21 protein-coding genes are annotated in these 21,006 nt (G+C 70.7%); 6 read left to right on the forward strand and 15 right to left on the reverse strand.

What is annotated here, in order from left to right:
* Positions 1-72: 72 nt before the first annotated feature.
* The 7 genes from G4D85_RS29060 to G4D85_RS29090 form a co-directional block, all read right to left on the reverse strand.
* Positions 73-1,917: a GspE/PulE family protein gene (locus G4D85_RS29060; RefSeq protein ID WP_164017265.1), complete on the reverse strand. Its 1,845-nt coding sequence runs from the start codon at positions 1,915-1,917 to the stop codon at positions 73-75.
* Positions 1,902-3,701, reverse strand: a complete 1,800-nt coding sequence (locus G4D85_RS29065) for a matrixin family metalloprotease (protein WP_164017266.1) — start codon at positions 3,699-3,701, stop codon at positions 1,902-1,904. Before G4D85_RS29065 ends, G4D85_RS29060 begins: the two co-directional genes overlap by 16 nt.
* A gap of 46 nt (positions 3,702-3,747) precedes the next feature.
* Complete coding sequence (locus G4D85_RS29070) at positions 3,748-4,479, reverse strand: uroporphyrinogen-III synthase (RefSeq protein ID WP_240359558.1); 732 nt, start codon at positions 4,477-4,479, stop codon at positions 3,748-3,750.
* A gap of 41 nt (positions 4,480-4,520) precedes the next feature.
* Positions 4,521-5,462 carry a hydroxymethylbilane synthase gene (gene hemC, locus G4D85_RS29075; RefSeq protein WP_164017268.1) on the reverse strand — a complete coding sequence of 314 codons (942 nt, stop codon included), beginning with the start codon at positions 5,460-5,462 and terminating at the stop codon, positions 4,521-4,523.
* Positions 5,459-6,790 (reverse strand): glutamyl-tRNA reductase, encoded by a 1,332-nt coding sequence (hemA, locus tag G4D85_RS29080; protein ID WP_164017269.1) that lies wholly within the window; start codon positions 6,788-6,790, stop codon positions 5,459-5,461. The genes hemC and hemA overlap by 4 nt, the downstream gene beginning before the upstream one ends.
* Positions 6,791-6,792: 2 nt before the next feature.
* Positions 6,793-7,614, reverse strand: a complete 822-nt coding sequence (locus tag G4D85_RS29085; protein ID WP_164017270.1) for a cytochrome C assembly family protein — start codon at positions 7,612-7,614, stop codon at positions 6,793-6,795.
* 92 nt (positions 7,615-7,706) lie between these two features.
* Positions 7,707-8,081: a hypothetical protein gene (locus G4D85_RS29090; RefSeq protein ID WP_205525759.1), complete on the reverse strand. Its 375-nt coding sequence runs from the start codon at positions 8,079-8,081 to the stop codon at positions 7,707-7,709.
* A 186-nt stretch (positions 8,082-8,267) separates the two neighbouring features.
* Here G4D85_RS29090 and trxA point away from each other — a divergent pair, with 186 nt between their 5' ends.
* Positions 8,268-8,597, forward strand: coding sequence for a thioredoxin (gene trxA / locus G4D85_RS29095; RefSeq protein WP_164017271.1), 330 nt, complete (start codon positions 8,268-8,270; stop codon positions 8,595-8,597).
* 53 nt (positions 8,598-8,650) lie between these two features.
* Here trxA and G4D85_RS29100 read toward each other — a convergent pair whose 3' ends face one another.
* Positions 8,651-9,340 (reverse strand): polyphosphate kinase 2 family protein, encoded by a 690-nt coding sequence (locus G4D85_RS29100; protein ID WP_240359559.1) that lies wholly within the window; start codon positions 9,338-9,340, stop codon positions 8,651-8,653.
* 192 nt (positions 9,341-9,532) lie between these two features.
* On the opposite strand from G4D85_RS29100, the gene G4D85_RS29105 reads away from it, so the two are divergent.
* Positions 9,533-9,868 carry a hypothetical protein gene (locus G4D85_RS29105; protein ID WP_164017273.1) on the forward strand — a complete coding sequence of 112 codons (336 nt, stop codon included), beginning with the start codon at positions 9,533-9,535 and terminating at the stop codon, positions 9,866-9,868.
* Positions 9,869-9,979: 111 nt separating this feature from the next.
* On the opposite strand, the gene G4D85_RS29110 is transcribed toward G4D85_RS29105, so the two are convergent.
* From G4D85_RS29110 to mreC, 5 genes are all read right to left on the reverse strand, one after another.
* Entirely contained in the window at positions 9,980-10,702 is a 723-nt protein-coding gene (locus G4D85_RS29110) for a PilZ domain-containing protein (protein ID WP_164017274.1), read from the reverse strand.
* Positions 10,703-10,821: 119 nt separating this feature from the next.
* Positions 10,822-11,949 (reverse strand): rod shape-determining protein RodA, encoded by a 1,128-nt coding sequence (rodA, locus tag G4D85_RS29115; RefSeq protein WP_205525773.1) that lies wholly within the window; start codon positions 11,947-11,949, stop codon positions 10,822-10,824.
* Positions 11,950-11,956: 7 nt separating this feature from the next.
* The gene (mrdA, locus tag G4D85_RS29120) at positions 11,957-13,993 is read right to left on the reverse strand and encodes a penicillin-binding protein 2 (protein ID WP_164017276.1); all 2,037 of its coding nucleotides are present in this window, start codon (positions 13,991-13,993) and stop codon (positions 11,957-11,959) included.
* Positions 13,990-14,490 carry a hypothetical protein gene (locus tag G4D85_RS29125; RefSeq protein ID WP_164017277.1) on the reverse strand — a complete coding sequence of 167 codons (501 nt, stop codon included), beginning with the start codon at positions 14,488-14,490 and terminating at the stop codon, positions 13,990-13,992. Before G4D85_RS29125 ends, mrdA begins: the two co-directional genes overlap by 4 nt.
* Positions 14,487-15,347 (reverse strand): rod shape-determining protein MreC, encoded by an 861-nt coding sequence (gene mreC, locus G4D85_RS29130; RefSeq protein ID WP_164017278.1) that lies wholly within the window; start codon positions 15,345-15,347, stop codon positions 14,487-14,489. Before mreC ends, G4D85_RS29125 begins: the two co-directional genes overlap by 4 nt.
* 221 nt (positions 15,348-15,568) lie before the next feature.
* On the opposite strand from mreC, the gene G4D85_RS29135 reads away from it, so the two are divergent.
* Positions 15,569-17,140 (forward strand): peptidylprolyl isomerase, encoded by a 1,572-nt coding sequence (locus tag G4D85_RS29135; protein WP_205525760.1) that lies wholly within the window; start codon positions 15,569-15,571, stop codon positions 17,138-17,140.
* 99 nt (positions 17,141-17,239) lie between these two features.
* Here the strand turns inward: G4D85_RS29135 and G4D85_RS29140 are convergent, their stop codons facing one another.
* Positions 17,240-18,325: a GGDEF domain-containing protein gene (locus G4D85_RS29140; RefSeq protein WP_164017280.1), complete on the reverse strand. Its 1,086-nt coding sequence runs from the start codon at positions 18,323-18,325 to the stop codon at positions 17,240-17,242.
* Positions 18,326-18,378: 53 nt separating this feature from the next.
* Here G4D85_RS29140 and G4D85_RS29145 point away from each other — a divergent pair, with 53 nt between their 5' ends.
* Both G4D85_RS29145 and G4D85_RS29150 read left to right on the forward strand, forming a co-directional pair.
* Positions 18,379-18,978, forward strand: a complete 600-nt coding sequence (locus G4D85_RS29145) for a Maf family protein (protein WP_164017281.1) — start codon at positions 18,379-18,381, stop codon at positions 18,976-18,978.
* Positions 18,975-19,646, forward strand: a complete 672-nt coding sequence (locus G4D85_RS29150; protein ID WP_164017282.1) for a YggS family pyridoxal phosphate-dependent enzyme — start codon at positions 18,975-18,977, stop codon at positions 19,644-19,646. Before G4D85_RS29145 ends, G4D85_RS29150 begins: the two co-directional genes overlap by 4 nt.
* Before the next feature lie 10 nt (positions 19,647-19,656).
* Here G4D85_RS29150 and G4D85_RS29155 read toward each other — a convergent pair whose 3' ends face one another.
* A complete protein-coding gene (locus tag G4D85_RS29155; protein WP_164017283.1) occupies positions 19,657-19,872 on the reverse strand; it encodes a hypothetical protein in 216 nt (71 codons plus the stop codon).
* A gap of 318 nt (positions 19,873-20,190) precedes the next feature.
* Here G4D85_RS29155 and G4D85_RS29160 point away from each other — a divergent pair, with 318 nt between their 5' ends.
* Entirely contained in the window at positions 20,191-20,994 is an 804-nt protein-coding gene (locus G4D85_RS29160) for a DUF3108 domain-containing protein (RefSeq protein ID WP_164017284.1), read from the forward strand.
* The last annotated feature ends 12 nt before the right edge of the window (positions 20,995-21,006 follow it).

A 21,006-nucleotide genomic window follows, 5' to 3' on the forward strand; every position in this document is an offset into this window, starting at 1 on the left:
TTGAAACACCGCGGCCCGGTTCCCCTCGCGGGGAGCCGGGCCGTCGCAGGTCCGGGCCTGGAGGGCTTCGCCTCAGGCGGACGTCATCCGCACCACCTCGTCGAAGGCGGTGAGGCCCTGGGCCAGCTTGCGCACGGCGGCCTCGCGCAGGGTGCGCATGCCGGAGCGGCGGGCCGCTTCCACCAGCTTGTCGTACGGGGCCTCGCGGGAGATGAGGTCTCGCAGCTCGCCGCCGGAGGTGACGATTTCGAAGACGCCGGTGCGGCCCACGAAGCCGGTGCCCCGGCAGCGCACGCAGCCGGCGCCCCGGAGCAGCCGCACCCCGCCCGGCAGCAGCGGCAGCGGGGCCTGGAGCGCCAGCAGCTCGTCCGGGGTGAGCGTCGTCTCCTCCGCGCAGTGGCTGCACACGCGCCGCAGCAGGCGCTGGGCCATGACGCCGAGCAGGCTCTGCGCCAGGAGGAAGGACGGCACGCCGAGGTCCCTCATGCGCGCCACCGCGCCCAGCGCGTCGTTGGTGTGCAGCGTGGACAGCACGAGGTGGCCGGTGAGCGCGGCCTGGATGGCGTTCTCCGCCGTCTCCGCGTCTCGAATCTCGCCCACCATGATGACGTCCGGGTCCTGGCGCAGGATGTGGCGCAGCGCCCCCGCGAAGTCGAGCCCGGCCTTGGGCTGCACCTGCACCTGGTTGAAGGCGTCCCACACCATTTCGATGGGGTCTTCAATCGTGGTGACGTTGACGTCCGGCCCGGCCAGCGCCTTGAGCGCGGAGTAGAGCGTCGTCGTCTTGCCGCTGCCCGTGGGGCCGGTGACGAGGATGAGGCCGTGGGGCCTGTCTATCCACGACTCGAAGGCGCCCTTCTCGTCCTGCTCGAAGCCGAGCTGGGCGATGTCCTGCACCAGCGTCTCCGGGTCGAAGATGCGGATGACCACCTTCTCGCCGAAGGCGGTGGGCAGCGTGGACACGCGCAGCTCCACCTCGCGGCCGTCGCGCTCCGTCTTGATGCGGCCGTCCTGCGGCCGGCGCTTCTCGGAGATGTCGATGCGCGCCAGCATCTTCACGCGCGAGACGATGGGCGCGTGCACCTGCGCGGGCAGCGTGTACACGGGGTGCAGCACGCCGTCGATGCGCAGGCGCACCATGCTGGTGGCGCGCTTGGGCTCGACGTGGATGTCCGAGGCGCGGTTGTCGAACGCGTAGCGCAGCAGGTAGTCCACCGCCTGCACCACCGGCTTGTCCGACGCCTCCAGCTCCTGGGTGCCGCTGAGCGACACCAGCTGCTCGAAGTTGGAGACCTGGGCCCCGGCGGAGGCGCCGCCGAAGTCGTCCGCCGCGCGAGCCAGCGTCTTGTTGAAGCCGTAGATGTGGGCGATGGACCGGAGGATGTCCGCCTTGGCGCACAGCACCGGCTCCACCGGCAGCCCGGTGAGGCGGTAGAGGTTCTCGAAGAGCTCGCGGTCGAACGGGTTGGCCACCGCCACCATCAGCCGCCCCTGCTCGTTGCGCTCCAGCGGCAGCAGCACGTGCTTCTGCGCGTAGGGCCGGGACACCGTGCGCGTGGCCATGGCCATGTCCAGCTTGAGCGGGTCTATCTTCCGGTAGGCGATGCCCGCGGCCCGGGCGGCGGCCTCGGTGACGCGGTCCTCGTCCAGAACCCCGCGCCCGTTGGCCAGGGGCACCTGGAAGGCGGCCACCACCTCCACCGGCGACACGTCGTAGCGCGCCGCCTCCTTGCCCCCCGCGCCCGCCTGCGCCTTGAGGACGCGCGCACGCGCGGCCGGCTCGCGGGCCAGCACCTCCTGCGCCTGCTGGGGCGTCAGCAGCCCCTGGCCCACCAGCGCCTCCAGCACGAAGAGCGTGGTGAAGTCGTCGCGGCTCCGCGAGGGGGTGCCGCCCGAGCCACTCACTGCCTGTGCCAAGCCCGTCTCCTTCCCGTCACCAGCAGCAGCACCACCAGCCCGCCGAGGAACGCCGCGGCGGACATCGGAGCACCCTGGCAGCCACAGCCTCCCGGCCCGCCCACGGAGCCCTCCGCGCCACCGTCCGTGGGGACGGGAGGCGGGGTGCCCGCGTCATTGCAGAGCGCGCACGTGCCGGCGTCCGGGCGCGCGGTAGGATCGTAACAGGCGCCTCCGGCACCGCAGAGCGTGTTGGGCGGGCAGTCCTGGCTGGACCGGCAGGCCGCCAGGCAGGCCGCGCCGTCCTCCACCGCGCTGCACTGCACCGGCGAGGTGCACGAGCCCTGCGAGCAGTCGCGCACGCAGGCCCGCTCTCCCTGGGGGCTGACCACGCGGCACGTGGTGCCACCCGGGCACGAGCACGCCTGCAGGGAGCACGGCTGCGCGCACACGCCCTGCGGGTTGCCGTTGAGCAGCAGGCAGTACTGGTTGGTGCCGCACTGGTTGTCCGCCGTGCACGAATCACCCACCTGCCGCCCGGACGTCTGGCGGACCACGCAGACGCGGTCGCACAGGCGGCACACGGAGTCGCTCGCGCAGTCCACGTCGCCGTAGCAGGCGGGGACGCACAGGTCGCCCTCGGGCCGCCGCGCGCACGTGTAGCCGGGGCGGCAGTCGCCCGGCGTGGCGCCACAGCGCTTGAGGCACACCTGCCCCTGGCCTTCCACCTGGGCGCACTCCGCGCCACCGGGACAGGTGCCCCGGCCGCTGCACGACTCGGTGCAGTACCCGTCGTCCCAGCGGTCGAAGCCGCTGCCCGTCCCGGAGGGCGGCACCGTGGGAGGGATGCAGCGGCCGTTCGCGGAGCCGCAGCTCCCCGTGCTCGAGTCACACTCGCGGCCCACCGGGGTGAGGGAGTCCGGCAGCGCCGGCAGGCACGCCTTCGTGAAGCCGGAGACGGCGGTGGAGGCGCGGCACACGTACGGGGCCGGGCACTCGCCCTCGGTGACGCCGGCGCAGCCCCTGGCGCACACCTGGAGGTTGGTGCTGGTGCCGCTGGTGGTGGACGGGACGGTGGCGCACGTCAGGCCGTTGGAGCAGGTCCCCGGGCCCGTGCACGGCGAGCCCACCGCGCCCGTCTGGGGATAGAACCGGCAGAGCGCCGTGCGGTCATAAGCGGCGACGAAGCGCCGGCTCTCGCCCGGCCTCAGCACGGCGTACATCACCGCGTTGCTGCTATCGACGTCGTAGGTGTTGCCCAGGCCCAGGCAGTGGCCAAGCTCGTGCATCAGCACGCTGCGCAGGTCCATGGCGTCCGCGGGCGTGGTCGCCAGGGTGGACCAGCGGAAGTCCACCGCGTTGAGGTAGATGTCGCACTGGTAGACGTAGCCACCGAAGGTCAGCGGCCGGGCGGCCGAGGTGAGGCCTCCCCCGTTCAGCGTGTCGCGGTAGCGCGGGTCCTGGCTCTCCGTCACCCAGACGGGGACCACGGTGAAGCGGTCCGTGGGGTCCGCGACGGTCGTCATCGGCGAGCCGTTGGTGGCACGGGACACGAACTGGAACGCGGGCCAGGCGCAGTCCACGTCCTCCCAGGCCTGGAATGCCGCCTTCGTCGCGGTCTCCACCTCGCTCAAGTCGGTGTCCGCGGGCCGGCTGCTCCGGGCATCCAGGTAGTAGCGGAGCCGGTCCTGGCTGCTGTTGAGCACCCGGTGACCCAGGTCTGTGTACTCCGTCTGAGCCATCGCCGTGGTGGACAGCACCAGCAGCCCGAGCGCCCACGCGCCCCGCAGCAGACCCCGCATCATCGCTCCACTCCTCCACGTCGGACCGCGCGCCCGACGGGCGGGGAGCTTAGCCGCGAACCGCCCGGACGGTGGCATCCACCAGCGACTCCATGGTGGGGCGCTCCGCGACGGCGGCCGCGGGCATGCCCAGGCGCTCCAGGGCCGCCGCCGTGGTGGGGCCGATGGCCACCACGCGCGCGGTGCCCAGGCGCTCGCGGCCCGCCGCCTCCAGGAAGGCCTCGGCGGTGCGCGGCGAGGCGAAGAGCGCCACGTCCGGAGGCGTGGACTCCAGCAGGGCCAGCGCCTCCGGCGGCATCGGCGCGGGCGTGGAGCGGTAGGCCGTCACCCGGGTGACGAGCACGCCCACGTCCCGCAACCCGTCCTCCAGCTCGCGCCGGCCCTCCTCGGCGGCGGGCAGGAGCACCTCGTCGCCCACCTGGAGTGTGTCCTTGATGAGCTGGAAGAGCGCCTCGCCCGTGCCCTCCTCCGGCTCCGCGGAGACCTCCAGGCCGAAGGCCTCGGCGGTGCGCGCGGTGCGGGGGCCCACGGCGGCCACCTTCACGCGGTGCAGCCGGTGCGCGGTGCCGGCCTCGCGCAGCGCCTCCATCAGCGCCTCCACCGAGGACGGGCTGGCGAACACCACCCACTTGTACCGCTGGATGTGCTCGGCCGCGGACGCCAGCGGACGCGGGTCCTCCGGCGGACGCAGCTCCAGGAGGGGGACGCTGAGCACCTCCGCGCCCTCGTCCTCCAGGAGGAAGCACAGCTCTTCGGCCCGCTCACGCGGGCGCGTCACCAAGACTCGGATGCCTTCCAGTCGCCGTTCCACGCGGGCGCACTCTAGGACTCCCGGGCCTCCGCGCGGCGAGCGAAATCTCGCAGGATGTCCGCCGCGCCACGTGACAGCAGGTCGTCCGCCAGGACTTCACCCAGCGCGTGGGCGCTCGCCACCGGGCCGCGCACCTCGCCGCGCACCACGTGGGTGCCGTCCGGACGGCCCACCAGCCCGCGCAGGTACACGGTGCCCTCGGACACGGTGGCATGGCCGGCCAGCGGCACGGTGCAGCCGCCCTCCAGCTTCGCCAGCAGCGCGCGCTCGGCCGTCACGGCGATGCGAGTGGTGGCGTCGTCCAGTGGCGCCAGCAGTCCGCGCACTGCCACGTCGTCCGTGCGGCATTGGATGGCCAGCACCCCCTGCCCCACCGCGGGCAGGCTCACCTCGGTGGGCAGCACCTGGGTGATGACGCCGTCCAGGCCCAGCCGCTTCAGGCCGGCGTACGCCAGCACCGCGCCCGCCAACCCCAGCTCGCGCGTCTTCGCCAGCCGCGTCTGCACGTTGCCGCGCAGGCTGACGACCTCCAGGTCCGGCCGCCCCGAGCGCAGGATGCAGCTGCGACGCAGCGACGACGTGCCCACGCGCGCGCCCTGAGGCAGCGTGTCCAGCGTCAGCCCGGAGGTGCCACAGAAGGCGTCGCGCGGGTCTTCGCGCGTCGGCAGCGCCGCGAGCATCAGCCCCTCGGGCAGCACGGACGTCATGTCCTTCAGGCTGTGCACGGCCAGGTCGGCGCGGCCGTCAATCAGGGCCTGCTCGATTTCCTTCACGAACAGCCCCTTGCCCCCGACGGCGGACAGTGGCGCGGACAGGAAGCGGTCGCCCTCGGTGGTCATCTCCACCAGGGACACCTCGAGCCCCGGGTGCCGGGCGGCCAGCAGCGCGCCCACGTGGCGGGCCTGCCAGAGCGCCAGCGGACTCTGACGGGTGGCGATGCGCACGGCCTTCATCGCTTGGCCCCCGTGGCGGCCTGAGCGGCGGCGGGCAGCGGGGTGGCGGACGGGGCGGAGGCCTCTTCCACCTCGCCCTCCAGCAGGCCGAACAGCTCGGCGGCGGCGCCGGCCAGGCGGTTGCCCTCGCCCTCCGGGCCCACGGCGCGCAGGCGCGAGGTGGGCTCATGCAGCAGCTTGTTGACGATGGCTCGGCCCATGGCCTCGATGCTCTTGCGTTGCTTGTCGTTGAGTCCGTCGCCCAGGGCGCCCAGCGTGCGCTCCACCTCGGCGCGGGCAATGGCCTCGGCGCGCTGGCGCAGGCGGGCCAGCACCGGCGTGCCCTCGCGCAGGGCGCGCTCCTTGACGAAGCGGGCCACCTCCTGCGCCACCAGCACGCCCGCCTTCTGCGCCTCCTCGGCGCGCGCGGCGGCGTTGTCCGCGACGAACTTCTGGATGTCGTCCACGTCGTAGGCGTGCACCCAGTTCAGCGTGCCCACGCCCGGGTCGATGTCTCGCGGCACGGCCAGGTCCACCATGAACAGCGGCCGGTGCCTGCGGGCCTTGCCCACCGCGCCGACGTTCTCCTTCGTGAAGAGGGGCACCGGCGACGCCGTGCTGCACACCACCACGTCCGCGGCGGCCAGCAGCGCGAACAGCTCCTCGAAGGGGCGCGCCGTGCCGCCCACCTCGGCGGCCAGCCCTTCGGCGCGCGCCAGGGTGCGGTTGGTGATGAGCAGCTTCGTGGCGCCCGCGCCCTTCAGGTGACGCGCCGCCAGCTCGCCCATCTCCCCCGCGCCCACCACCAGCACCGTCTTGCCATTCAGGCCGTCGAACACCTTGCTCGCCAGTTGCACCGCCGCCGCCGCCATGGACGTGGACGCGCGGCCGATGGCCGTCTCCGTGCGCACCCGCTTGGCGCAGCTGAAGGCCGCCGCGCACGCGCGCGTCAGCTCGCCACGCACCGCGCCCGCGCCCTGGCCCCGCTCGAAGGCGTCCTTCACCTGCCCCAGGATTTGCGCCTCGCCCAGCACCATGGAGTCCAGGCTGCCCGCCACGCGGAACAGGTGCACCAGCGCGTTCTCCCCCTGGTGCTCGTACAGGTGCTCCAGCGCCTCGGGGCCGCCCAGCGACTGCAGCTCCGACACCACGCGCTGCCGCGCCAGGGCGGCGTCCGGCGCGGAGAGGTACACCTCCACGCGGTTGCAGGTGGACACCCAGAGCGCCTCGACGGGCGCCTGCGCCAGCCGCTGGACCACCTCCACCTGCCGGGACTCGGTCAGGGCCAGCCGCTCACGAACCGCCAGGGGCGCCGTCCGGTGGGACAGGCCGATGCAGATGAGCTCCATACTCAGGGCAACCTCATCGCCGCGGCCGTCGGCGCCGCCAGGTCGTAGGAGGAGAGGAAGGACACCAGCACCAGGCAGAAGCCGGCCATGGTGAGCAGCGCCACCCGGCGCCCGCGCCACCCGGCGAAGATGCGCGCATTCACCAGCGCGGCGAAGACGGCCCACGCCACCAGCGTGGCAATCACCTTGCCGTCCCAGTTCCAGCCCAGGCCCGGAGCGGTGGTGACGAAGAAGGCCCCGGTGGCCAGCGTCACCGACAGCGCGATGAAGCCCCACACCACCAACCGCCGGTTGAGGGTGTCCAGGAACTCCAGCGAGGGCAGGCGCGAGAAGAGCAGGCCGAAGCGCTTGGCCTTCACCTGCCGCTCCATGAGGATGTACATGACGCCCACCCCCGCGGCGATGGCGAACGCCGCCAGCCCCAGCAGCGCGAGGGTGATGTGCAGCGGCAGCAGCGGCTGGCGCACTCCCGGGGGCAGCGGCGCCTGACCGCCCTGCAGCAGCAGGCCCGGTATCAGCACCGTCACCGCCAGCGGGGTGAGGAAGGCGCCGATGACGGGCCGGCGGTAGCGCACATCCAGCGCCAGGAAGATGGCCAGCAGCAGGAAGGCCAGCGCGGAGAAGCCCTGGGCGAGGCCCACGGGGCGCCCTTCCTGGACGCCCAGCAGCTCGAAGAGGGCCACGCCGTGCAGCGCAAGGCCACCCCCCACCAGCACGCGGCCCACCGTGGCCAGGGCCTCGGTCTGTCGGACGAGGTAGGCAAGGTAGAGCACGGCGGCGATGCCATAGGCGTGGCAGGCGAGTGAGACGAGCGTATGGCTCATGGGCACAGGCTCTCAACCACGAGAGACGGGCGAATCAGCCCGCCTTGTTGGCGATGGGCGGCTGCGCCCATCTTGTTTTGAAGACGGGCGAATCAGCCCATCTTGTTGAGGATGAAGGCGGCCAGCAGATCCGCCTCGGAGTCGGGCTTCTTCGCCGCCCCTTCCGGCTTGGGGGCCGAGACCTCCGCTACATACCCCGGGACCACCTCGTAGGCGTTGTCGCCCACCAGCACCGAGTCGGCCATCTGCTCGGCCCCCAGGCGGGCGAGCTGCTCCTCGGTCTTCACCCGGGCCACCAACCCCTGGGAGTCCTCGCCCGACACGAGCTGGACGAAGTGCACCGCCGGGGTGAGGGGGAAGGTCGTACCACCCTCCGCCATGACCACCAGCTTGCCTTCGCGCAGGTCCGCTTTGTCCGCCAGCGCCCACTCCTCGAGCTGGGCCTGGGGCAGGAAGAGCTTCGTCACGCCGGCCAGCTTACACCACCCTCCTCTCGCGCGGGGGGTGGTTCAGGGGAATGGGTTGAAACGAGGTCCGTCCGGCCGCATCTGTCCGGCCAGACGGGCTGATGCCCGGGCCGTTCTTGCAGGGCCATTGGACGCGTACTAGAGGACGCGCCGGATTTGGCCGGAAGAGGGCCTGAAGGAGACACCATGGCAGGCGCTGACGTGACGAATATCGGGGATGGCGACTTCAAGCAGCAGGTCCTGGACTCCCAGGAGCCCGTGCTGGTGGACTTCTGGGCCACCTGGTGCGCCCCGTGCCGGGCCATCGCCCCGGCCCTGGACGCCCTGGCCACCCAGTACAAGGGCCAGGTGAAGTTCACCAAGCTGAACATCGATGACAACCAGGACACGCCGCAGCAGTACGGCGTCCGGTCCATCCCCACGCTGCTCATCTTCAAGGGCGGCCAGGTGGTGGAGCAGATTGTCGGCGCGGTGCCCAAGGCCCGCATCGAGGCCGCGCTGCAGAAGGCCCTGTAGTCCGGAGGCCGAGCGCGCGGGAGAGCGAGTGCCCTCCCGCGTGTCGCCCCACCCTACTTCTCCAGCAGCTCCGCGCACCGGCGCAGCACCTCCAGCCGCGTATGGCGCTTGTCGTTCCCCGCCACCACGTGCCACGGCGCGTCCGGCCGGTGGGTGCGGTCCAGCATGTCCTGGATGGCCCCCTCGTACTTCTTCCACTTCGAGCGGTTGCGCCAGTCCTCCGGCCCCAGCTTGTAACGCTTGAAGGGGTCCTTCTCACGCGCCCGGAAGCGCTTGAGCTGCATCTGTTTATCAATGTGGATGAAAAACTTCGCCATGCGTACGCCGTCGTCGGTGAGCATGCGCTCGAAGGCATTGATTTCGTCGTAGGCACGCCGCCACTCGGCTGGCTTCGCGAAGCCCTCCACCCGCTCCACCAGCACCCGCCCGTACCAGCTCCGGTCGAACACACACACCTCCCCGGTGCCCGGCGTCTTCCGCCAGAAGCGCCAGAGGTAGTGGTGCCGCTGCTCCTCCTGGGACGGCGTGCCGATGGGCCAGACCTTGTACCCGCGCGGGTCCATCAGCGAGGTGAGCCGGCGGATGGCGCCTCCCTTGCCCGACGCGTCCCAGCCCTCGAACACGAGGACGGCCCGGCGCCCGGACAGCCAGGCCTGGATCTGCAGCTGGAAGACCCGCTCCTGGAGGGCCTCCAGCTCTTTTTCATACGCCTCGTTGCTCTCCACCGAGGCCGACAAATCCACGGCGCTCAGTGACAGCGTGCCTGGAGGACATACGGGAAATACGTATCCCTTTGCAGCCTTGTCATCAATTTGCTGTGAACGTTTACGAGTCATGACAGACCCTGCAAGGTTGTATTGACAGCGATGACTTCACCCGCCAAATAGGTAAAGAGCAGTGTCTGTATTCATTGACTGTTTTCACATGGAGTATTCATGGCACGTCCACGCAAAGAATTGTCCAACGTCCCGCTGACGCCAGCCATGGTGAACTGGGCGGAAGCGTTGGGAGACGCCATCGGCCGGGGCATGCTGCGCGCGCTCAACACCGGAATGCCGTCACTGGGTAGCAATAGCACGGGTCACAACACCGTGACGGCCGGGCGCCGCCGCGGCCGTCCGCCCAAGATGCTGGCGAGCGGAAACATGATTTCGTCGGACCGCCTCTGCACGGTGGACGGCTGTACGCGTGAGCAGCGCTCGAAGGGGCTGTGCTCGGCGCACTACCAGGCCGAGCGTCGTCGCCAGCTGTCGGGCGGCAAGCAGGCCTGATTCACCGACGCACGCGGAGTTTCGCCCACGGCCCTGGGCGACCCGTTGGCGTCAGGCGCTCCCCACACCCCTCGTGCGCCAGGATGTCGAGCCGCTGGAGCCGGACCCGGCCTACCCGCCCTGCCAGGGGTCCACGGTGGCGGTGGTGGCCTTGAGCAGCTCCCAGGCGGCCAGCACGTCCACGACACGCTCCACCTCGTTGGGCAGTGAGCGGGCCCGCTGAGACTTCAGATACTCCTCCGCGAACGCGCGCAGGCGCATGCCCACGAACAGGCGCGCCAGTGCCACCTCCGTCTGCCCGCTGAAGTCGATGAAGCGGATGCCGAAGCCGGTGCGCCCGTCCGGCCCCTCGGAGCGCTCCTCGCGGACGATTTCCGCGCGCGCCAGCACCGGCGCGGCGCCGGGCTCCAGCGAGAAGCGCACCCCCAGCACCGTCCCCATGGGCAGGTAGAAGGTGCTCTCCAGGAAGGCCCCGCTGACGCTGACGTTGATGGAGGTGAAGCTCGCGGAGAAGCGGCGATTGCTGCCCTCCCCCTCCACCCACACCTCGAAGCGCGTGGCCAGCTGGGCCCGGGGGAACTGCCGGTGCTCGGCCTCCCCCTGGTTCATCTCGATGAGCGGCGCGAGGGGCTTGCGCGGCTCCAGCGCGCCTCCCGCCAGTGGCCGGGATTCCGGAGCCCCTCCCGCCACCGGGCGGGATGCCGGAGCCCCTCCCGCCACCGGGCGGGAAACCGGAGCGCTGACCGCCGGACGGGACTCCCGGGCCAACGTCGGCTCCTCCGCTACCGCCGCGCGCGACGTCCCACTCCCCTTCTGGGCAACCTTCCTCTGCATGGCTCGACCTCCACCTGCCTGGAAGCTACCGCCTTCCCACCCGGAATGGTGGGTTGTTTCCTACACCCCCACCCAGGTGGGGGCGGGGACGGGCAACCCGGGCGGGGCGGCCCCGAGGCTCAGAACATGTGTCGGCGCATGCTGATGTTCACCAGCAGGCCGATGCTGAGCATGACGGACATCATGGACGAGCCGCCGTAGCTCATCAGCGGAAGGGTGATGCCCGTCACCGGCAGCAGGCCGATGACCATGCCGATGTTCTCGAACACCTGCCAGAACAGCATGGCCACCACGCCCACCGCCACGAAGGCGCCGAACCTGTCGCGGGCGCTGAACCCCACGCCCAGGCCGAAGATGAAGATGGCGCCATACAGCAGCAACAGCAGCACGCACATCATGAAGCCGTGCTCCTCCGCCCACACGGAGAAGATGAAGTCCGTGTGCTGCTCGGGGAGGAAGCGCAGGCCCGTCTGCGTCCCCTCGCGCCAGCCCTTGCCGGACACGCCACCGCTGCCCACCGCGATTTTCGACTGCGCCGCGTGGTAGCCGCTGCCGCGCAAATCCGCCTCCGGGTCCAACCACCCGGAGATGCGCTGGCTCTGGTGCTTCTTCAGGTGGTGCCGGACGATGGTGGGGCGCGGCTCGGGCACCTCGCGGATGTAGTCGTTCCAGATGACGATGGCGCCCGCGAGGATGCCGGCCACCAGCGTGGCCACCAGGTACCAGCGCACCTTGCCGAACAGGATGACGGTGAGCGAGGACAGGCCAATCATCAGCGCGGTGCCCAGGTCCGGCTGCACCAGCACCAGCGCGAAGGGCACGAACACGACGAGCAGGGGCTTCCACAGCCGCATCAGGCCGTAGGACGGCTCATTGGGCCGGAAGTCGTCGTGGTAGACCTTGGCCAGCATCAGCACGACGCCAATCTTCATGAACTCCGCGGGCTGCAGGCGGAACGGGCCGATGATGAACCAGCTCTCCGCGCCCTTGGCGGTGTGGCCGAAGAGGCGCAGCGCGAGCAGCGCGACGATGTTGGCCACGTAGATGGGCAGCGCCATGCGCTGAATCCAGCGGTAGTCCACCAGGCACACCACCAGCACCGCCACCATGCCCAGCCCCAGGTACAGGGCCTGGCTGGACCAGACGGGCGAGTGCGGCGGGCGCGAGGCCGACGCGAGATTCCAGATGCCCAGGAGGCACACCGCCAGCACGCAGAAGATGAGGCCCCAGGGAATGTGGGGCACCATCCGGCGCTCAATCCGCAGTTGCACGCGTCTCGTCCTCTTCGTCTCCCGGCAACCGCGCCGGAGGCAGCACGCCCCGCGTCAGCGCCGCCTCGTCGGCGCTCGGCGCGCGCGACAGGGACGGCGTGTAGGGCTGGTTGGGACGCGGCGGCGGCGCCGTGGCGTCCTGCTTCTTCAAGTCGAAGTACTTCTGGATGACGGCCATCGCCGTGGGCGCGGCGTCCGCGCCGCCGTGGCCGCCGTGCTCGTTCAGCACGACGATGGCCAGCTCCGGCTTGTCCGCCGGCGCGAAGCCGGCGAACCACGCGTGGTCTCTCTCGAAGAAGCTCATCTGGTGCGTCTTCAGACGCACCGCCCCGAGCCGGGCCACCTGCGCGGTGCCCGTCTTCGCCGCCACCTTCATGTCCTTGTTGGTGATGCCCGCCATGCGCGCGCGGTACGCGGTGCCGCCCGGCTCCTGGGCCACCTTCACCAGGCCCTCAATCACCGCGGCGAGGTGCGCGGGGGGAAGGTCCACCCGGCGCACCACCTCCGGCTTGAACTCCTCGACGACCTGCCCGTCCAGGTTCTCCAGCCGCTGCACCATCTGCGGCTTGTAGAGCGTGCCCCCGTTGGCGATGGCCGCGTACACCAGCGCCAGCTGCAGCGGCGTCACGTTGTTGTCGCCCTGGCCGATGGCGCTGTTGAGCGCCATGCCCTTGGTGTAGCCGCCGGGCGACGCCTTGTCGTGGTACGTGCTGGTCGGCATGATGCCCGGCACCTCGGCCACCACGTTGATGCCCGTGGGAGCGCCCAGGCCCAGCGCCTTGCCCATCTCTCCAATCGGGTCCAGGCCGATGGTGTCCGCCACCTTGTAGAACCAGGTGTCGCAGGACGTCTTCATCGCGTGGTAGCCGTCCATGTGCCCGTGGCCGCTGTCCTTGTGGCAGCGCCAGGTGCGCGCGCCCAGCCGGTAGCCACCGGGGCAGTTCACCGACGTCTCCGGGCGGAAGGCGCCCGACTTGAAGGCGGCCAGCTGCGTGACGACCTTGAAGGTGGAGCCCGGGCTGTAGTGCTCGGCGGCCACGCGGTTGATCATCGGCTCCAGCGGATCTCTCGACAGCAGCGCCATCTGCGCGGGCGTCACGCGGCCGGTGAGCAGGTTGGGGTCGAACCCCGGCCGGGACACCAGCGCCTTGATGAAGCCGGTGTTGACTTCGATGGCCACCACCGCACCCGTCACGCCCGGGAAGGCGCGCTCGGCCTCCTCCTGGAGGCGCATGTCGATGGACAGCACCAGGTTGCTGCCCGCGAGGGGCGGCACCACGGCGTTGTCGCCCAGCTTGTCGTTGAGCTCGTCAATCGTCTGGCCGCGCGCGTTCACCACTTCCTTGCGCACGCCGTCGGTGCCGCGCAGGCGCTGCTCGAAGTAGCGCTCCAGGCCGCGCCGGCCGATGTAGTCACCCAGGGCGTACCGCCCACCGTCGCCGTTGAGCCGCTCCAGTTCCTCCTGGGTGATTTCGTTCATGTAGCCCAGCACGTGCGACAGCACGGTGTTGGTCCGGTAGAAGCGGTGCGGGACGGGCGCCACCTCCACGCCGTCCAGGATGTCGCGCCGGGCGGCGAGCCGGTCGTACTCGTCGCGCGTGAGGTCCACGCGCACCGGCACCGGCTGGAAGGGGGCGTTGCGGCGCCCCATGCGCACCGTGTCCTCCACCTTCTTGCGCTGGTCCGCGTCCCACTGGAGCAGCTCCGCCAGGCGCGGAATCACCTGCTCGAAGCAGTCCGTGCAGAAGGCCGGCGTGACGAAGGCGTCGAAGGACGGACGGCTGTCCACGAGGATGGTGCCGCGCGCGTCCTTGATGACGCCGCGGTCGGCGCGCAGCCGCACCTCCTTCACGAAGTTGGCCACGCTCTTGGCGGAGTACTCCTCGCCCCGCGTAATCTGAAGCCGGTAGAGCTGGATGGACAGCAGCGCCAGGCCCAGCGACATGGCCAGGCCCAGCCACAGGAAGCGCCGCTTCAGCTCGCGACCCGGCGTCGTGTTGCCCAGCGTCGGAGGCGTCACCGCAGCAACCCCATGGGGCGTTCCTGGCTGGCCTCGAAGCGGCGCAGCAGCGGGAAGAGCGCCAGCGCGGCGGCCCCCGTCAGCATGACCTGGAGGGGCACACCCGACAGCAGCGAGGACGTGCTGCCCTCCTTCACCGTCAGCCACGTGAAGAACGCGGCCAGCACGCTGTGCCCCACGTCCGCGCCCATGGCGAACAGCGCGAAGGACATGGCGCCGCGCACGTCCACGAAGGTGGACACCAGCCGGCCCACCAGGAAGGTGAAGACGGCGAGGAAGGTATACAGGCCCGTGGGCTGGCCGCTCATCAAGTCCAGCAGGTAGCCCACCGCGAACGCGGTGACGGCCCCCTCGAGCATCGTCGCGCGCAGCGCGAGGAAGGCCACCAGCACCACGGTGACGTCAATGCGGCCGAGCACCAGGCCCGCCTGCTTCACCACCACCGACTCCAGCGTGAGCAACGCCAGCGCGAGAGCCACTGTCACCAGGAACTTCATTTCGACGCGCCCTCCGCGGTGCTTCCCGGCGCCATGGCGCTGTAGGGGCTGCCCACCACCAACACCTCTTCCAGCTTGCTCGTGTCCACTGCCGGGACGATGTCCGCACCCTGGAACATGCCGTGCTCCTTCTTCTCCAGGTTCGTCACCCGGCCCACCACCACGCCCGGCGGGTAGATGCCGTCCGTGCCCGCGGTGATGATGAGGTCGCCGTCCTCCACATCCTCGGTGCGCAGCATGTTCTCCAGCTTGAGCGGCCCGGCCCCCGTCCCCGCAGCCGTACCACGCGCCCGCGAGCGCTGCACCCGCACCGCCACCCGGCTCTGCGGGTCCGTCACCAGCGCCACGTCCGCGTAGCCGCCCGTCGCGCGGATGACCTGCCCGACGATTCCGTCCGGCGTCACCACGGACATGCCGCGGAACACGCCGTCCGTCTCTCCGCTGCTGATGCGCACCGACAGGAGCTTCGCCACCGGATTGACTCCTACCACCCGCGCCGGAATCTCCGGCCCCGACTCGGCCTCCGCGTAGCCCAGCAGCTTGCGAAGCCGCTCGTTCTCCGTGCGGGCCTCACCCAGCGACTGCACGGCCGCCCGCAACTGGAGGTTCTCCAGGCGCAGCGCGTCATTCTCCTGCCGCACCCCGCGCAGGTCCAGATAGCCCTGCACGGCGGCCACGGTGCCTTCAATCGTGGTGGTGAGCGCCTGCTGGACGGGTGACGTCAGGGCGATGACGGCCCGGTCGATGGGGTTCGGGTCCCTGCCCTTCCGCCCGCTCAGCAGGAAGGCGACGAGCGGGTAGAGCAGCAGGACGCCCACGATGAGGAGGCGGCGGTACCGCTTGAGGAGCGACAACAAGGGGCAGTAGTCCCAGGGAGAAGGGGTGGGAACGGGAGGGGCGGGAGCGCGCTAAACTCTCTAAATCGCTTGCATTTTCCGGTGCGTTGTCCTAGGCAGTCAAGGCCCTGTATCGATGGTGGCTGAAGCTCCACCACCCACCGGCCGGGCTACCAACAACACCGCGTCGCGAGTCCTTCCGCACGGGTTTTCTCGGCGCGTTTGCCCTCGAAGTGACGACAATGGACGGTCTGAATCCCCGGAAGGTCTTCTCCCTGCTGTTCATCATCGCCATCGCGGTGGTGTTCACGCTGTCGTTCGGGCCGGGCAGCAGCGGCTTCAGCGGCACGGGTACGGCGACGACGGCGCCTGGCTCGGTGGCGACGGTGAATGGCAAGGAAATCCCGGTGCGCGACTTCGCCACCCAGTGGGCGCGCCAGATGAACTTCCTGCGCTCGCAGGGGAGCCCCATCCCGGAGTCCATGGCCCGGCAGTTCGGCATGCACAACCAGGTGCTCGACCGGCTGGTCAACACCGAGCTGCTCGCCCAGGCGGCCGAGCGGCACGGCATCACCGCCTCGGACGACGAGCTGCGCAAGCTGATCCACCAGAACCCGGACTTCCACAACAAGGAGGGCCAGTTCGACATGCAGCGCTACTCGCAGGTGCTGCGCGACTTCTACCGGAAGACGCCGCCGGACTTCGAGAGCGAGCTGCGCCGCCAGCTGGCCGCCCAGAAGATGGTGGACGTGGTGCGCGCCAATGCGGTGGTGTCGGACGACGAGGTCCGCGCCCGCTTCGAGAAGGAGGGCAACCAGGCGAAGGTCGTCTTCGCGCGCTTCCTGCCCACCATGTACGCCGACAAGGTGCCGGCCCCCACCGCCGCGCAGCTGGCGGAGTGGAAGAAGGCGCACGAGAAGGAGATCAAGGACTACTTCGAGGCCAACCGCTTCGTGTACCAGCAGCCGGAGCGCATCCGTGCGCGGCAGGTGCTGGTGAAGCTGGCCCCGGACGCCACCGCCGAGCAGAAGGCCCAGGCGAAGGCCAGGGCCGAGGCGCTGCGCAAGGAGATTGATGGCGGCAAGGACTTCGCCACCGTGGCGCGCGAGAGCAGCGAGGACCCGGGCAGCAAGGCGCGGGGTGGAGACCTGGGCTGGGTGGAGCGCGGCAGCTGGGAGCCGGTGCTGGCCAACGTGGCCTTCGCGCTGAAGGCGGGCGAGGTGACGCAGCCGGTGGAGACGAAGTTCGGCGTGCACCTGGTGAAGGTGGAGGAGAAGCAGGCCGCCCAGGACAAGAAGCTGGAAGAGGTCCAGGACGAGATTGCCACCACGCTCTTCAAGCAGGAGCGCGCCAAGGAGGTGGCCCGCGCCGAGGCCGACAAGGCCCTGGCCGCCGTCAAGGGCGGCAAGACGCTGAAGGAGCTGTTCCCCTCGGAGAAGGAGCAGCCGGCAATCCTTCGCTTCGAGACGGAGACGCGTCCCGAGGCGGTGGAGACGGACAGCTTCACGGCCGAGGGTGAGGCGGTGCCGCACCTGGGCCCCGCGCCCGCGCTGGTGAAGGCGGCCTTCGCCGCCACCGGCCCGCAGGTGCTGGACCAGGCCTTCCCGGTGGGCGAGGGCTTCGTGGTGGCGCAGGTGGTGGAGCGCCAGAAGCCGGACGCCGCGGGCTTCGACAAGCGCAAGGAGGAGCTGCGCGCCCAGGCCCGTCAGGCCAAGCAGATCGAGCTGACGGAGTCCTTCCTCAAGGCCCTCAAGAAGAACGGCACGATTGTCACGAACACCGAGGCCATCGACTCGGTGGTGGGCGCGGGGTAGCACTCCCGCACAGCGGTTGAAGCCCCACGGGGGCCGGGCCGAGGGTGTTCCCCTCCCCGGCCCTCGGCCTTTTTGGAGGGGCCCGCGAAGGCCCCGCCGTCAGCGCGCGGGGAAGTCCGAGGAGCCGGTGTCCGGCGTGGTGGGCACGGCCACGCAGATGCCGTCGCGGCCCCGGGCCTTGGCCGCGTACATGGCGAAGTCCGCGGCGCGGATGAGGTCCAGGGCGGACATGGAGTGGTCCGGGAAGGTGGCCACGCCGACGCTGGCGGTGAGGCGCGCGTCCAGGCCGTGCTCGCGGAGGAAGGAGCGCCCGCGGAAGGACTCGCAGATGCGCTGGCCGATGAGGGTGGCGCCCTCCAAGTCCGTCTCCACCAACAGCATGGCGAACTCGTCCCCGCCGTAGCGGAAGACGGCGTCCAGGTTCTGCCGGCCCAGGGTGATGAGCAGCTCCCCCACCTCCTTGAGGGCGGCGCTGCCCATCAGGTGGCCGTGGCTGTCGTTGATGCTCTTGAAGTGGTCCAGGTCCAGGAAGACGAGCGACAGCGGGTGGCGGAAGCGCGCGGCGCGCTTCACCTCGTGGTCCAGCAGCGCGCGCAGGTGCCGGGCGTTGTAGCAGCCGGTGTGCTCGTCGGTAATCGTCAGCTCCTGCACCCGGCGGAAGTTGCGCGCGTTCTCAATCGCGATGGCCGCGTAGTCGGCGATGGCGGTGAGGATGGTGAGGTCCTCGTTGGTGAAGGGCGGGTCGGCGGGGCCGTTGACCAGCTCGATGATGCCCAGCACCCGGCCCCGGGCGAGCAGGGGCACGGCGAGGATGGAGCGGGTGTGGAAGGCGGAGGCCTGGTCGAAGCGGGGGGAGAAGCTGGGGTCCCCGCCCACGTCATGGACGAGCCGGGCGACGCCGGAGGTGAAGACGGCGCCGGCAATGCCCTCGCCGGGGTTGAGCTGGAGGCCCTTGAGGACGTCCGCCCCGTCACCCACCGCGATTTCGAAGTAGAGCTTCCCGGAGCGCTCGTCCTGGAGGATGAGGGACCAGTTGCGAGGCAGCAGCAGGCTGCTGACCTTCTGCATGACGAGCGCCAGCACCTCGCGCAACTCCAGGGTGGAGGTCAGCGCTTTGGCCATCTCGTTGAAGGCGGCCAGCTGCTCCACCGTCCGCTTCATGGCCGAGAGGTCCGCGGGCTTCATCCGTAGAGTCCACTCCGAGGCGCAAGTCTGCTAAGGCCGACCCGAGCCGTAACATGCACCCGAACGCGGAGCAAACGTTGCTGATTCTTGCCTCGGCCTCGCCCCGGCGCAGGGAGCTGCTGTCTCAGCTGGGACTCTCCTTTACCGTCTCGGCGGCGGACATCGACGAGACACCCCGGGAGGGGGAGGCGGCCGAGGCCTACGTGCTGAGGCTGGCCCGGGAGAAGGCCCTGGCCGTGGCCGCCCGCCACCCCGGCGCCTGGGTGCTGGCCGCGGACACCACCGTGGCGCTGGGCCCGGAGCTGCTGGGCAAGCCCCGGGATGCCGAGGAGGCGAGCGCCATGCTGTCCCGCCTCTCTGGCCGCACCCACGAGGTCCACACCGGCGTGGCGCTGGCGGGCCGACACTCGGAGGCGCTCGTCGTGCGCACCCGGGTCACCTTCCGGGCCCTCAGCCCGGGGGAGATTGCCTGGTACGCGGGCACCGGCGAGCCGCTGGACAAGGCGGGCGCCTACGCCGTCCAGGGCAAGGGTGGCTTCCTGGTGGCGGCGGTGGAGGGCAGCCCCACCAACGTCATCGGCCTGCCGCTGGGAGAGACGCTGGCGCTGCTGGCGCGCGCCGGGGTGCCGCTGCCGTGGAGGGCCGGGGCATGAGTGACAGCGTGGCGGAGCGGCTGGCGGCGGTGCGCGAGCGGGTGGCCGCCGCGTGCGCGCGCGCCGGGCGGCCCGTGGAGTCGGTGACGCTGGTGGCCGTCTCCAAGCTGAAGCCGGCGGCCCTCATCCGCGAGGCGTACGCGGCGGGCCAGCGGGACTTCGGGGAGAACTACGCGCAGGAGCTGCGGGACAAGGCCGCGGAGCTGGCGGACCTGGAGGGGCTGCGCTGGCATGCCATCGGCCCCCTGCAGACGAACAAAGTGAAGTACGTGGCGCGCGTGGCCGGCGCCTTCCACGCCCTGGACCGGGTGGAAGTGGCGAGAGAGCTGTCCAAACGGCGCGAGGGCGCGCCTCCCCTGCCCTGCTACGTGGAGGTCAACGTGGGCGGCGAGTCCACCAAGAGCGGCCTCGAGCCCGGAGCGCTGGAGGCCTTCCTCGCGGAGGCGCGCGCCCTGCCCGGCCTCCAGCTGGTGGGGCTCATGTCGCTGCCGCCCCCCTCGGACGACGAGGCGCGGGCGCGTGGGTACTTCCGCGCGCTGCGCGAGCTGGCGCGGACGCACGGCCTGCCCGGCCTGTCCATGGGCACCACGCACGACTTCGAGCTGGCCATCCAGGAAGGGGCCAGCGTGGTCCGCGTGGGCACCGCCATCTTCGGCGAGCGGGCCTGACGCCGCGCCCTCATATCTCCTTGAACTTCACCCGGCCTTCCGAGGTGACGGTGACCTTGAACTCGGAGCCGCAGTAGTTGCAGCGCACCTCTTCCCCATGGGCGGGCGGCTCGTCCAGGGGGTTGTGGGCGTTGCAGGACGGACACTCGAACTCCTTCGCGCGCTTGCCCCCGCCGGAGCCCGTGTCCTTCTCGTCATCGTCGAAATCGAAGCCACCGCCGGACATCGGAGCCCCTCCGCGTGTGTGCCGCCCGGGGTGGGCGGCCCGGGAGGGAGGCTACCAGCGGTGTCGGCGGGTGGACACCGCAAGCCGCATGGAGGGCGGCCGGGCTCGGGCCCGAAAGAGGCGTCCCGTGGGCCATGCATGCGAGAGTGTGGCCCCCGCGACGCTTCCACCATGCCCCCTGGTGGAGGGAGCGGGCAGCCGTTGAATGCCTGGCCACCAGGCACGTCAATGGAAATGCGGCACGGCGGGATGGGTTCGGGGGCGGGTCTGGCGGACTCAGGCCAGGCTACTTAACTTCCAAGCGAGGGAGCTCACTCGATGCGTGCGCAGTCCAAGTGGGGGTTCGCGGCGGTGCTGGCGGGCCTGGTGTGGTCGGCTACGGCCACGGCCCAGGAGTCCGCCAACCCGGCGTTCGGCCCCGGTGAGCAGTCCCAGTATCGGGTGAAGTACCTCGGCGTGACGGCGGGCACCGCGCAGGTGACGGTGGGCGCCCCCATGAAGCAGTGGGGCGAAGAGGTGTGGCCCATCATCGCCCTGGCGCGCTCGCAGGACGTCATCGGCGTGTGGCCCATCAAGGACAAGTTCGTCTCCTACTGGCAGGCCGGTGGGCAGCGCGTGCTGGGCAGTGACTTGCACGCGGACGAGAACGGCAAGCGCCGCCGCATGCGCATCAAGATGCAGCCGGACGGCAAGAGCGCCCTGGTGGTGAAGCAGAAGGAGGGCGAGTCGCCCCGCGAGTCCACGCGTGATTTGGAGCAGGGGACGCTGGACGTGACGGGCGCCACCTTCGCGCTGCGCAACCTCGACCTGGCGGTGGGCCAGGAGCATGCCTATCCCGTCTTCACCGGCAGCAAGACCTTCACCATGCGCGCGAAGGTGGAAGCGCGCGAGGCGATGAACACGGCGCTGGGGCCCAAGGAGGTCTTCAAGCTGCGCGTGCAGGCGGAGTTCGGCGGCAGCCTGACGTCGAAGCGGGACATGTTCGTGTACCTCACCACCGACCCCAGCCACGTGCCGGTGCGCGTGGAGGCGGAGTTCGCGCTGGGGACGATGGTGGCGGAAATCACCGACCACAAGCCGGGGCGCATCATGGCGGTGGCCCGGGCGGAGAACGGCGAGTAGCGAGCGCTGGGG

The organism is Pyxidicoccus trucidator (genome assembly GCF_010894435.1).
Classification (GTDB): domain Bacteria; phylum Myxococcota; class Myxococcia; order Myxococcales; family Myxococcaceae; genus Myxococcus; species Myxococcus trucidator.

Coding starts and splice junctions, on each gene's coding strand:
- G4D85_RS29065 (WP_164017266.1), bottom strand. CDS start 3,701: ATGATGCGGGGTCTGCTGCGGGGCGCGTGGGCGCTCGGGCTGCTGGTG.
- hemC (WP_164017268.1), bottom strand. CDS start 5,462: ATGAAGGCCGTGCGCATCGCCACCCGTCAGAGTCCGCTGGCGCTCTGG.
- hemA (WP_164017269.1), bottom strand. CDS start 6,790: ATGGAGCTCATCTGCATCGGCCTGTCCCACCGGACGGCGCCCCTGGCG.
- G4D85_RS29085 (WP_164017270.1), bottom strand. CDS start 7,614: ATGAGCCATACGCTCGTCTCACTCGCCTGCCACGCCTATGGCATCGCC.
- trxA (WP_164017271.1), top strand. CDS start 8,268: ATGGCAGGCGCTGACGTGACGAATATCGGGGATGGCGACTTCAAGCAG.
- G4D85_RS29105 (WP_164017273.1), top strand. CDS start 9,533: ATGGCACGTCCACGCAAAGAATTGTCCAACGTCCCGCTGACGCCAGCC.
- G4D85_RS29110 (WP_164017274.1), bottom strand. CDS start 10,702: ATGCAGAGGAAGGTTGCCCAGAAGGGGAGTGGGACGTCGCGCGCGGCG.
- rodA (WP_205525773.1), bottom strand. CDS start 11,949: ATGGTGCCCCACATTCCCTGGGGCCTCATCTTCTGCGTGCTGGCGGTG.
- G4D85_RS29125 (WP_164017277.1), bottom strand. CDS start 14,490: ATGAAGTTCCTGGTGACAGTGGCTCTCGCGCTGGCGTTGCTCACGCTG.
- G4D85_RS29135 (WP_205525760.1), top strand. CDS start 15,569: ATGGACGGTCTGAATCCCCGGAAGGTCTTCTCCCTGCTGTTCATCATC.
- G4D85_RS29140 (WP_164017280.1), bottom strand. CDS start 18,325: ATGAAGCCCGCGGACCTCTCGGCCATGAAGCGGACGGTGGAGCAGCTG.
- G4D85_RS29145 (WP_164017281.1), top strand. CDS start 18,379: ATGCACCCGAACGCGGAGCAAACGTTGCTGATTCTTGCCTCGGCCTCG.
- G4D85_RS29150 (WP_164017282.1), top strand. CDS start 18,975: ATGAGTGACAGCGTGGCGGAGCGGCTGGCGGCGGTGCGCGAGCGGGTG.
- G4D85_RS29155 (WP_164017283.1), bottom strand. CDS start 19,872: ATGTCCGGCGGTGGCTTCGATTTCGACGATGACGAGAAGGACACGGGC.
- G4D85_RS29160 (WP_164017284.1), top strand. CDS start 20,191: ATGCGTGCGCAGTCCAAGTGGGGGTTCGCGGCGGTGCTGGCGGGCCTG.